At 39.9% G+C, this 10,049-nt stretch carries 10 protein-coding genes, 15 tRNA genes and 1 rRNA gene; 23 read left to right on the forward strand and 3 right to left on the reverse strand.

Annotation, left to right across the window (positions count from 1 at the left end; all coding sequences use genetic code 11):
* Positions 1–154 precede the first annotated feature (154 nt).
* From rrf to GHC26_RS15720, 16 genes are all read left to right on the forward strand, one after another.
* Positions 155–270: ribosomal RNA gene (gene rrf / locus GHC26_RS15645) — 5S ribosomal RNA — on the forward strand.
* Between the two features lie 27 nt (positions 271–297).
* Positions 298–372 (forward strand) — tRNA-Glu (locus tag GHC26_RS15650).
* Positions 373–376: 4 nt separating this feature from the next.
* Positions 377–452 (forward strand) — tRNA-Val (locus tag GHC26_RS15655).
* Between the two features lie 313 nt (positions 453–765).
* A tRNA-Met gene (locus tag GHC26_RS15660) sits at positions 766–842 on the forward strand.
* A 264-nt stretch (positions 843–1,106) separates the two neighbouring features.
* Positions 1,107–1,183 (forward strand) — tRNA-Asp (locus GHC26_RS15665).
* 3 nt (positions 1,184–1,186) lie between these two features.
* Positions 1,187–1,262: transfer RNA gene (locus tag GHC26_RS15670), tRNA-Thr, on the forward strand.
* Positions 1,263–1,423: 161 nt separating this feature from the next.
* Positions 1,424–1,496 (forward strand) — tRNA-Lys (locus tag GHC26_RS15675).
* A gap of 125 nt (positions 1,497–1,621) precedes the next feature.
* Positions 1,622–1,706, forward strand: a tRNA-Leu gene (locus GHC26_RS15680).
* Between the two features lie 8 nt (positions 1,707–1,714).
* A tRNA-Gly gene (locus GHC26_RS15685) sits at positions 1,715–1,789 on the forward strand.
* Positions 1,790–1,795: 6 nt separating this feature from the next.
* Positions 1,796–1,884: transfer RNA gene (locus GHC26_RS15690), tRNA-Leu, on the forward strand.
* Between the two features lie 3 nt (positions 1,885–1,887).
* Positions 1,888–1,964, forward strand: a tRNA-Arg gene (locus tag GHC26_RS15695).
* 20 nt (positions 1,965–1,984) lie between these two features.
* Positions 1,985–2,060 (forward strand) — tRNA-Phe (locus tag GHC26_RS15700).
* 10 nt (positions 2,061–2,070) lie between these two features.
* A tRNA-Tyr gene (locus GHC26_RS15705) sits at positions 2,071–2,153 on the forward strand.
* A gap of 298 nt (positions 2,154–2,451) precedes the next feature.
* A tRNA-Gly gene (locus GHC26_RS15710) sits at positions 2,452–2,525 on the forward strand.
* A gap of 9 nt (positions 2,526–2,534) precedes the next feature.
* Positions 2,535–2,608 (forward strand) — tRNA-Ile (locus GHC26_RS15715).
* Between the two features lie 78 nt (positions 2,609–2,686).
* A tRNA-Ala gene (locus GHC26_RS15720) sits at positions 2,687–2,759 on the forward strand.
* Positions 2,760–3,049: 290 nt separating this feature from the next.
* Here the strand turns inward: GHC26_RS15720 and GHC26_RS15725 are convergent.
* Both GHC26_RS15725 and GHC26_RS15730 read right to left on the reverse strand, forming a co-directional pair.
* Entirely contained in the window at positions 3,050–3,346 is a 297-nt protein-coding gene (locus tag GHC26_RS15725; protein WP_163972192.1) for a spore coat protein, read from the reverse strand.
* Positions 3,343–3,549, reverse strand: coding sequence for a hypothetical protein (locus tag GHC26_RS15730; RefSeq protein WP_163972193.1), 207 nt, complete (start codon positions 3,547–3,549; stop codon positions 3,343–3,345). The genes GHC26_RS15725 and GHC26_RS15730 overlap by 4 nt, the downstream gene beginning before the upstream one ends.
* A 166-nt stretch (positions 3,550–3,715) precedes the next feature.
* Here GHC26_RS15730 and GHC26_RS15735 point away from each other — a divergent pair, with 166 nt between their 5' ends.
* From GHC26_RS15735 to GHC26_RS15745, 3 genes are read left to right on the forward strand one after another with little or no spacing between them, the layout of a single operon-like run.
* Positions 3,716–3,922: a spore coat protein gene (locus GHC26_RS15735; protein WP_163972194.1), complete on the forward strand. Its 207-nt coding sequence runs from the start codon at positions 3,716–3,718 to the stop codon at positions 3,920–3,922.
* A 13-nt stretch (positions 3,923–3,935) separates the two neighbouring features.
* On the forward strand, positions 3,936–4,295 hold the full coding sequence (locus tag GHC26_RS15740) for a spore coat protein (protein ID WP_163972195.1): 360 nt from the start codon (positions 3,936–3,938) through the stop codon (positions 4,293–4,295).
* A gap of 23 nt (positions 4,296–4,318) precedes the next feature.
* Positions 4,319–5,455: a zinc-dependent alcohol dehydrogenase gene (locus tag GHC26_RS15745; protein ID WP_163972196.1), complete on the forward strand. Its 1,137-nt coding sequence runs from the start codon at positions 4,319–4,321 to the stop codon at positions 5,453–5,455.
* A gap of 201 nt (positions 5,456–5,656) precedes the next feature.
* Here the strand turns inward: GHC26_RS15745 and GHC26_RS15750 are convergent, their stop codons facing one another.
* The gene (locus GHC26_RS15750) at positions 5,657–6,061 is read right to left on the reverse strand and encodes a hypothetical protein (protein WP_163972197.1); all 405 of its coding nucleotides are present in this window, start codon (positions 6,059–6,061) and stop codon (positions 5,657–5,659) included.
* Between the two features lie 158 nt (positions 6,062–6,219).
* Here GHC26_RS15750 and GHC26_RS15755 point away from each other — a divergent pair, with 158 nt between their 5' ends.
* The 4 genes from GHC26_RS15755 to GHC26_RS15770 all read left to right on the forward strand — a co-directional run bounded on the left by GHC26_RS15755 (position 6,220) and on the right by GHC26_RS15770 (position 9,505).
* Positions 6,220–6,480 carry a hypothetical protein gene (locus GHC26_RS15755; protein WP_163972198.1) on the forward strand — a complete coding sequence of 87 codons (261 nt, stop codon included), beginning with the start codon at positions 6,220–6,222 and terminating at the stop codon, positions 6,478–6,480.
* A gap of 162 nt (positions 6,481–6,642) precedes the next feature.
* The gene (locus GHC26_RS15760; protein ID WP_226376969.1) at positions 6,643–7,542 is read left to right on the forward strand and encodes a C45 family autoproteolytic acyltransferase/hydolase; all 900 of its coding nucleotides are present in this window, start codon (positions 6,643–6,645) and stop codon (positions 7,540–7,542) included.
* 165 nt (positions 7,543–7,707) lie between these two features.
* On the forward strand, positions 7,708–8,466 hold the full coding sequence (locus tag GHC26_RS15765; protein ID WP_163972200.1) for a SurA N-terminal domain-containing protein: 759 nt from the start codon (positions 7,708–7,710) through the stop codon (positions 8,464–8,466).
* A gap of 298 nt (positions 8,467–8,764) precedes the next feature.
* Positions 8,765–9,505 (forward strand): SurA N-terminal domain-containing protein, encoded by a 741-nt coding sequence (locus GHC26_RS15770; protein ID WP_163972201.1) that lies wholly within the window; start codon positions 8,765–8,767, stop codon positions 9,503–9,505.
* Positions 9,506–10,049: the final 544 nt, after the last annotated feature.

Raw genomic sequence — 10,049 nt, forward strand, 5'->3', positions numbered from 1 at the left:
TTGATAGGTCCGAGGTGGAAGCGTGGTGACACGTGGAGCTGACGGATACTAATCGATCGAGGACTTAACTTTATTATTATTTGTCTTAGGTATTTCTTATCTAGTTTTGAAGGTATATAGGTACTTTATTTACCATTTATCTTCTTACATAAGGTCTAGTGGTAATAGCGGAGAGGTCACACCTGTTCCCATTTCGAACACAGAAGTTAAGCTCTCCAGCGCCGATGGTAGTTGGGGCTTTGCCCCTGCAAGAGTAGGACGCTGCTAGGCTATACTTTTGATTTTTGTCTTTTGATTGGCCCGTTGGTCAAGTGGTTAAGACACCGCCCTTTCACGGCGGTAACACGGGTTCGAATCCCGTACGGGTCACCAATATGGAGGATTAGCTCAGCTGGGAGAGCACTTGCCTTACAAGCAAGGGGTCGCAGGTTCGAGCCCTGCATCCTCCACCATATTCAACTTAATTTATACCGCGGGGTGGAGCAAGCCGCTAGCATCATTGAATACGCTACTATGTGCAGGCTTGTGAGGAGTGAGACTTCATTGAAATACTAGCAACACGACGAACAGTATTTTTTAAAACTTAATGCATGATCAAATTCATATTTTTATTTATATCGCGGGGTGGAGCAAGCCGCTAGCATCATTGAATACGCTACTATGTGCAGGCTTGTGAGGAGTGAGACATCATAGAAATACTTGCAACACGACGAACAGTATTTTTTAAAACTTAATGCATGATCAAATTTATATTTTTATTTATATCGCGGGGTGGAGCAGTCTGGTAGCTCGTCGGGCTCATAACCCGAAGGTCGCAAGTTCAAATCTTGCCCCCGCAACCAAAATACTTCAACTAACTACGTCGTGTAAGCATCAAAGCTAGTTGAAAATAAGTAGTACTTGAAAGAGTGCAACCAAAATACTTCAACTAACTACGTCGTGTAAGCATCAAAGCTAGTTGAAAATAAGTAGTACTTGAAAGAGTGCAACCAAAATATTTCAATTAACAACGTCGACAATACCTCATTGCTAATTGAAGAATAGTGGTAATTGAAAGAGTGTAGCCAATTTAATTCATTTAATAATGTTGAATCGAATTATATATTGGTCCGGTAGTTCAGTTGGTTAGAATGCCTGCCTGTCACGCAGGAGGTCGCGGGTTCGAGTCCCGTCCGGACCGCCATGAGCCGGCCTAGCTCAATTGGTAGAGCAACTGACTTGTAATCAGTAGGTTGGGGGTTCAAGTCCTCTGGCCGGCACCATTTACAATATATATGTAAAGTCTAAATATGAACCATTTTAGCTAGCTGCAAGTATCACCGAAATATCAACTATATGCAGGCTTGCGAGGAATGCGACGTCATTGAAAAATATTCAATATGACGAGCACAAATGAAAGCTCAATAAGAGACTATATTCATATGAGCCATTAGCTCAGTTGGTAGAGCATCTGACTTTTAATCAGAGGGTCGGAGGTTCGAATCCTCCATGGCTCATCAAAGATGTTGTGGCGGATTCTCGCCTTTGGTTGCCCTTGTTTCAATTTAGAAAAAGATAACAAGGACTAACTGAAGCGTCGGAATCCTCAATGTCTTATCCTTTTATATATCATATGAATAATGCGGGTGTGGCGGAATTGGCAGACGCGCTAGACTTAGGATCTAGTGTCTTCGGACGTGGGGGTTCGACTCCCTCCACCCGCACCATTTTATGCGCGGAAGTAGTTCAGTGGTAGAACACCACCTTGCCAAGGTGGGGGTCGCGGGTTCGAATCCCGTCTTCCGCTCCAAGCCATGCCGGGGTGGCGGAATTGGCAGACGCACAGGACTTAAAATCCTGCGGTAGGTTTCTACCGTGCCGGTTCGAGTCCGGCCCTCGGCACCATATGCGCCCGTAGCTCAATTGGATAGAGCGTTTGACTACGGATCAAAAGGTTAGGGGTTCGACTCCTCTCGGGCGCGCCATAATTTCTATGAATATATTTGGCTCGGTAGCTCAGTCGGTAGAGCAACGGACTGAAAATCCGTGTGTCGGCGGTTCGATTCCGTCCCGAGCCACCACTTGTTCTATGGAGGGATAGCGAAGTTGGCCAAACGCGGCGGACTGTAAATCCGCTCCCATCGGGTTCGTAGGTTCGAGTCCTACTCCCTCCATTTATAATATCGTGTGCAGCCACGAGCGACACATCCACTGAAATAACAAGGAGTTGCCTCGATGCACAGCACATCTTGAATCAACTAAGGTGCGAGAGGATAACAAGTGCGTCATAATCAATTATAAAAAATACCGAATAACATGCGGGTGTAGTTTAGTGGTAAAACCTCAGCCACGAGCGACACATCCACCGAAATAACAACGAGTTGCCTCGATGCACAGCACATCTTGAATCAACTAAGGTGCGAGAGGATAACAAGTGCGTCATAATCAATTATAAAAAATACCGAATAACATGCGGGTGTAGTTTAGTGGTAAAACCTCAGCCTTCCAAGCTGATGTCGTGGGTTCGATTCCCATCACCCGCTCCATGTAAGTATGGGCCTGTAGCTCAGCTGGTTAGAGCGCACGCCTGATAAGCGTGAGGTCGGTGGTTCGAGTCCACTCAGGCCCATTTAGTTAAACTTTAGTTGACTTTATATAATTAATTTGTTATTATATTTACTGTCGTTAAAAAATATTATAGTTATATGGGGCCTTAGCTCAGCTGGGAGAGCGCCTGCCTTGCACGCAGGAGGTCAGCGGTTCGATCCCGCTAGGCTCCATCCCCAAAGGATGATAATGTAGCATTTTTACATTATCATCCTTTTTTGTCTTATGTTAATTTAAGGCCTAGTACTGGCGTTGTCATAGGATGTGACGGTTTTAGTCAGCGAGTCGGACTAGATGATTAAGCCCCCGTTAGACATAAGAATATGGCGCGTTATCATTGGCTAATGCTAAAACTGTCACAAGACTTTCCACCCCTCTGTATGATGGGTCCAGACATCCTAGTCAAGTATATTGCGATCTACGTGGCGTTCTTAGCCTTTAAGGGCGCTTCTAACTTTTGTGCTTAATCGGCTATTTTTAAAGCAGCTTTTGATGCTTTTAAATCGACATCTAATTGCTCTTCTAAATCACTAGGGTTGTAATAGCCCTTTTTCATCATGTATTGGGCGATTTTTTCATGTGCCTCGATCTCATAATTTAGTTGTTTCCGTAATTCCTCTCTTACTTCTGGTGTTGCCGATTCCGTTAATGCAAATGTTAAGTTTCTTACTGCCGTTTTAGTGGATATTAAAAAATCAGTGGCAATAACTTGATCTGTCATCCCAGCCATCCCAGCGATTTTTTGAAGCATATTCGTCATGTTGAAACGCTCCCATCTTTTAATAAGTTATTTAAATTTTCCACATGCTGTTTCCCTTCTGTTACATGAGTGGCCAGAATCTCCTTTAATTCTTCACATCCTACTAAACCATGCATCGTAGCAGCCTTTGTTAGGCTTAAATTTCTAAAGGTTAGTATTTCATGTAATTCTAGACGTTCGTGTAATGCTAACTTTATTGGCATGATTTCTCACTCCTTATATATAAAAAATTCCTTTTTTATAGGTTACCTTCATAGGAAGGGATTATTCTATATGTTTCATACTCCATTTCGTGCTTCTTTTTCTGTATAGGTAAAAGCCTTTAGAGCCAAAATAAGCATAGCTGTATACGCGAGGAGGCTGAGGTGAATGGGACGTGAGGATTTAGCTTTTCATGAAACGATGGATTCCCATGAATTATTAAACATAAAAACGATTGGACTCTTAAAGTCAAAGTTGATGCAAGGAGTTGTATTTGATCAAGATTTACGCAAATTAATGGATAAAAATGTTCAAATGTCTGTGAAGGATATCAAGGAATTGCAGCGGATTTTTCACTATTCGAAATCACAGTAAATGAGGTGACAGCATGAATGACTATTTAGATCCAATCAATTCGGTAGGAATGCCGGAACAAATCGATTCAGCTATTGCACTAGATTTATTAATTACTATAAAAGAATTAATACGAAATTATTCGATTGCCTTAACGGAAGCAGCTAGTCCAGAAGTAAGAACAACAATTCGTAATCAAATGGAAGCAGCTATTGATTATCAAACTGAAATAGTTGAGTTAATGATGGATAAAAAATGGTTCCATCCTTACGATGTCAGTGAGCAGCAAATGCTAGATTTAAAAGCAGCACAGACTGCAGTAGATATTGCTGGTCTTAAGCTCTTCGGAGAGGAAAACAATCGAAAAGGATTATTTCCAACTCCACCAAAATAAAGATAATAGAGGAGAGATAGACCATGAAAGCGGTAACTTTTCAAGGTGTTAAAAATGTAATCGTAAAAGATGTGGAAGCACCCAGTATTCAAAAGCCTGACGATATTATTGTAAAATTAACCAATACAGGTATTTGCGGATCTGATTTGCATTTAATCCATGGCATGATTCCGAACGTTCAGGAAAATTATATTATTGGTCATGAACCGATGGGAATTGTGGAAGAGACAGGACCTGAAGTAACAAAAGTTAAAAAAGGAGATCGTGTCGTTGTTCCGTTTAATGTAAGTTGTGGTGAGTGTTGGTTTTGTCAAAATCAACTAGAAAGTCAATGTGATAATGCAAATGATAATGGGGAAATGGGTGCCTATTTTGGATATTCTGGAACAACAGGTGGTTATCCTGGTGGACAAGCTGAATATATGCGTGTTCCATATGGTAACTTCACCCCTTATAAAATCCCTGAAAATAGCGAGGTTGATGATGATAACTTAGTGTTACTTTCGGATGTTGGTGTGACCGCCTATTGGAGTGTGGATAACTCTGGTATGAAAGAAGGAGACACGGTTATTATTTTAGGTTGTGGACCAATAGGGCTGATCGCACAAAAATTTGCTTGGTTAAAAGGTGCAAAACGAGTCATTGCAGTAGATTATGTAGGATATCGTTTAGAACATGCCAAACGGACAAATAATGTAGAAATTGTTAACTTTGAGGATTACGACAACCCTGGTGATTACCTTCATGATCTCACTAAGGGTGGTGCAGATGTTGTTATTGATTGTGTTGGTATGGATGGAAAAATGAGTGATTTAGAATTTCTTGCTACAGGATTAAAACTCCATGGAGGATCAATGGGTGCATTAGTCATGGCAAGCCAAGCAGTTCGAAAAGGTGGAAACATTCAAGTTACTGGTGTGTATGCATCTCGCTATAACGCCTTTCCATTTGGCGATATTTTTCAACGTAATGTGAATATTAGAACAGGACAAGCACCCGTGATACACTATATGCCAGCTTTACATGATTTGATTGCAAGAGGAAAAGTCGATTTAAGTGATATTATTACACATAAATTACCGTTAGATGATGCAAAGCACGGGTACGAAATTTTTGATACAAAGATGGATGATTGTATCAAAGTTGTTTTGAAACCATAAAACCAGAAGTGGTAGATGTGACGTATGCTGGTAAAAAAGTATATATTGACCTTATAGATTAAGATGCAGGAAAGGCTACGGTTCATCCAATTGATAACACAGTAAAAAAGAAATTGTAACTGTTAATAAAATTAGTAGAACAGTAAGAAAGCAAATTAAAACACCGCCAATAAAGCGGTGTTTTAATCTATACATAAGTGTCTAGTCTTGCCAGTTTCCAGGGTAGTTGGTATGACCAAATCCTGCTTGTTGATTAACACCAAAGGCAGGGTGATTTGTAGGGGCAAATCCAGGTTGGTTCATCGTACCATAGGCAGGATGGTTGGTAATATTATATCCATGCTGATTCATTGGAGCGAATCCATGTTGATGCATTGGACCAATTCCAGGATGATTCATCATACCATGAGTGGGGACATTCATTCCACCGTAACCAGGTTGGTTCATCATACCATAATTAGATTGATATACTGGATTCACTCCTGGTTGTGTCATGTCTCCATACCCTGCTGGATTAAACCCAGTACCCATTGGATTCATATGTCCATGGGATCCGTGAAAATTTGATGGGAACATTGGGTGTTGAAAATTGTGTTCATGTGTCATTTTTCTACCTCCCTCGATTTTATATAAATAGCCTATGCACGACAATCTCCTAGAGTTTTTGTCCATATCAAAGATAGGCAAGAGTGTATGTAATTGGTGTACAAATCGTCTATACTAAGAATGGTATTTATTAATTTTTAAAAAAAGGAGAATGGGAGATGAGTAATGAACAACATAAAACAGAAGATACAGAAGCATTATTACTAGAAGCAGTCAAAATTCAAGCTGCTATTTTACGTTTATTGGATAATACCTTACATGACACCTATCGATATGAAAAAAGTCTACCTAAAGACGAACAAAACGAAGAAATTATTCACCTTACAGAAAGAGCACGGAATGTTATTGCGAAAAAACCAAAATTAAAGGCGATTTATGAAAAGCTGGAAATGGAATATGGCATCAATTTAATGAATTAAAGGAATATGGAAGGAGCTGTGCCATATCGAAACGATTCATGTATCTGTTGAACAGTATCGAGATAGTGCCTATAACATGGGGGTACAACAAGGAAAAGCAATAAATCGTGTTCTTTTAGATCAATTTTCTATATTGGAAAAAGTTACGTTTGATCGTTTGATCTGGATAGGTTCACGGACATTCTCAAACATTTTGCACCTCATTTAATCGATGAAATAAAGGGATTAGCGGATGGTTTAGGAGTGCCATACACAAAGAGCGCCAATCTTTTCGGCGGGTATGATATTCCATCCTCTATTCCTGGTATGGGGTGTTCGTCTATTGTAAATGCTGATTTTGCAGTTCGAAATTATGATTTTTCACCATTGCTATATGATAAGCGTTTGGTAGTAAGTCAAACAAATGAATGTTTTGCTAGTGTGGGTCATAGTCTCCATGTAAATGGAAGACATGAAGGGGTAAATGAAAAGGGCCTCTTTATTGCGTTCCATTTTGTCAATCAGGATCAAGCAAAATTAGGATTACTAGCATCTACTATTATTCGAATTGTCCTTGATATATGCACGGATACATACGAGGCGATTGCTTTATTAAAAGCATTACCACACACGTGGAGCTATAATTTTTCAATCGGTGACACGAATGGTCGTAAAGCAATTGTTGAAGCATCTCCCACTCAGATAAAAGTACGAGAGGGTGGGAGCAAGTTAACGTGCACGAACCATTTTCAACATAAAGATTTATTATCACTAAATAGAATAGATGATTATACGCTTAGTTTCCATCGACTTAAAACTTTAGAAAAGAAAGCATCTGATGAACCTAATATGGAGGAAGTAGTTAACTGGTTTGGTGATCCATCAGCGGATTTGTTTTTTAATGACTATGAGAACTTCTTTGGAACCCTTCATACATTTGCCTATTCATTTAAATATAATCAAGTAATCACAACGATTGCACGAGGAGATATGTTATGCTTTAACTGGGGGGACTGGTTAAATAAGAGAGACCTACTGGTAGAAGTATTAAGTGGGAAGCTGAACCAAAAACCTATTCAGTAGTTTAAGAAAATAGCTATCTAAATTTGAATGGATGGAGGCACCTTGTAATATGTATGTAATGGTTGTGGCAATGATTAAGGTTCGGTAACAGTTTTCCTTCATCAGTGTACAAGTACTGTATATGTGTTACAATAGCCCCCAACATGGATTGGAAGGAGAATTAGTTTGAACAAAAAATTTGTACGTATTTCCCTTGCTGCACTTGTCCTTTTGCTAGCAGCATGTGGTGGTGATTCAAATGAAGATAACAATGAAGAAGCAGAACCAGGTGAAAATGCACAAGAAATGGAAATGCCAGAACCTGATCTGGAGGGGATTCCAGATGTGGTTGCTGAAGTAAATGGACAAGCTATTCCAAAAGAAGATTTTGAGGCAAGCTATATGGGACAATTTCAGCAGTTCGCTTTGCAAGCACAAATGACTGGTGAAGAAATTAATCAGGATCAATTGAAAGAACAGGTAGCAGAAAATTTAATTGGTACGGAACTTCTAATACAAGAAGCGGAGAGTCGCGATTATGAAGTATCAGATGAGGCCGTGGATGAAACATTTGAAGGTATCGTAGCACAAAACGGTCTGGAATCGAAAGAAGAGTTCTTAGCTGCCATGGAAGAACAAGGTACGGAAGAAGAGGAAGTAATGTCTCAAGTGGCATTACAAGTAAAGGTGAATCAGCTAGTGTCAGAAGAAGCTGGTGAGACTGAGCCTACGGAAGAAGAATTAGAACAAGCATATGAAGAAATGAAGGCACAACAAGAGGCGATGGCCGAACAAACTGGAGAAGAAGCAGAAGTTCCATCCTTTGACGAAGTGAAATCAGATTTGGAAGAACAAGTAGTCACCCAAAAAGAATCGGAATCTACTCAATTACTTGTTGAAAATCTTCGAGAGGAAGCAGATGTGACCAATCACTTGTCATTATGATGAAAACCCAGGTTCAGCATAGAACCTGGGTTTTGTTTGTTTTTGGGGATATAGGTTATAAGTTAGAACGAATCCAGTTTAATATTTGATGTGCCACTTCTTCTGTTTCATAACCATTGAAGGCATACCTTTCAAAGTAGTGAACAGAATTAGGGATAAGGGAAAGTGTCACATCTGATTTCCTTTTAAAAACAGTGTTTAAATCTTTTAGGTATATGCTCGTTTCATGTTTTTACGTGAACAAGCTATTTAAATGTGGTAGAATGAGCCGTAAGCAACAATGAAAGGAGAATAACATTTGAATAGAAAATGGTTGATATTATTATCCATTGCTGTACTAGTAACGTTACTAGCTGCATGTGGTGGTGAAGATGATAATGAAGAAACACAGGAAGAGACAGAGGCACCTGAAATGCCTGAGCCTGATTTAGAGGGTATCCCTGATGTCGTGGCAGAAGTAAATGGCGAAGAATTATCTAAAGACGAATTTGAAGCAAATTATGTTGGTCAGTTTCAGCAAGCTGCTTTCCAATCACAGTTAACTGGTGAAGAGATCGATCAGGATCAATTAAAAGTGCAGGTTGCAGAAGGGATGATTGACCTAGAACTTCTACTCCAAGAAGCAAATCGCCGTGAATATACAGCATCAGAAGAGGAAACGCAAGAAATCTTGGATGCTTTAGTAACCCAAAGTGGATTAGAGTCTGAAGAAGAATTCTTTTCTGCAATGGAAGAACAAGGAATGGCTGAAGCAGAAGTCAGTTCACAAATTGAACAACAAGTAAAACTAGATAAACTGATTGAAGAAGAAGCAGGCGAAGTAGAAATTGATGAAGAGGAACTTCAAGACCTATATGATCAATATACAGCACAACAGGAACAAATGGCTGGGGAAGATGAGGACCCTGAAATCCAGTCCTTTGAGGAAATGAGGCCAAATTTAGAAGAACAAATTATTGCACAAGAACATGCACAAGTATCCCAAAGTCTTGTCGAAAGTCTTCGAGAAGATGCTGATATTACAAATCATTTATCATAGTAAAAAAGCCAAATCCGATTTTCGGGTTTGGTTTTTTAAAAGAAAGCATAAAAAATTGGACTCATTACTGCCTTTTATAGGAAAGGCCACATCCAGCTTCGAGCGATTGACGTCCTAGTGCCGATGAAGCCACAGGAAGTGGCGTTTTGATGCCATTATGGTTCCAGCAGAAATGAAAGAACAAGCACAATTACTTGGAGAATAATAAAGAATTAGCGAGAGCGGCTATTCCGATAATATTTCTTATATTCAAAAAACACTTGGATTTCCAAGTGTTTTTTTGTAGGCTCTTTTTGCATACTTTATTGTTTTCTACTGCGCATAATCTGCTATATAATACGCAATAGTTTAACTTATGAATACCGCTACGGAAATACACTTCGCTTTCACCAGGGGCATAAGTGCGACATCTGTTCAAACTTATGTTTTCACAGTGTCTTCTTTACCGCGGGGGAGTGGTGAGCCTCCTCGGGCTAGCGCCCTGTGGGGTCTCACCGATCTCCTACTTCCCGCAGGAGTCTACGTGTTTTTCCTCCGCTAGATT

The organism is Oceanobacillus halotolerans (assembly GCF_010993955.1).
Lineage (GTDB): Bacteria > Bacillota > Bacilli > Bacillales > Amphibacillaceae > Oceanibacillus_A > Oceanibacillus_A halotolerans.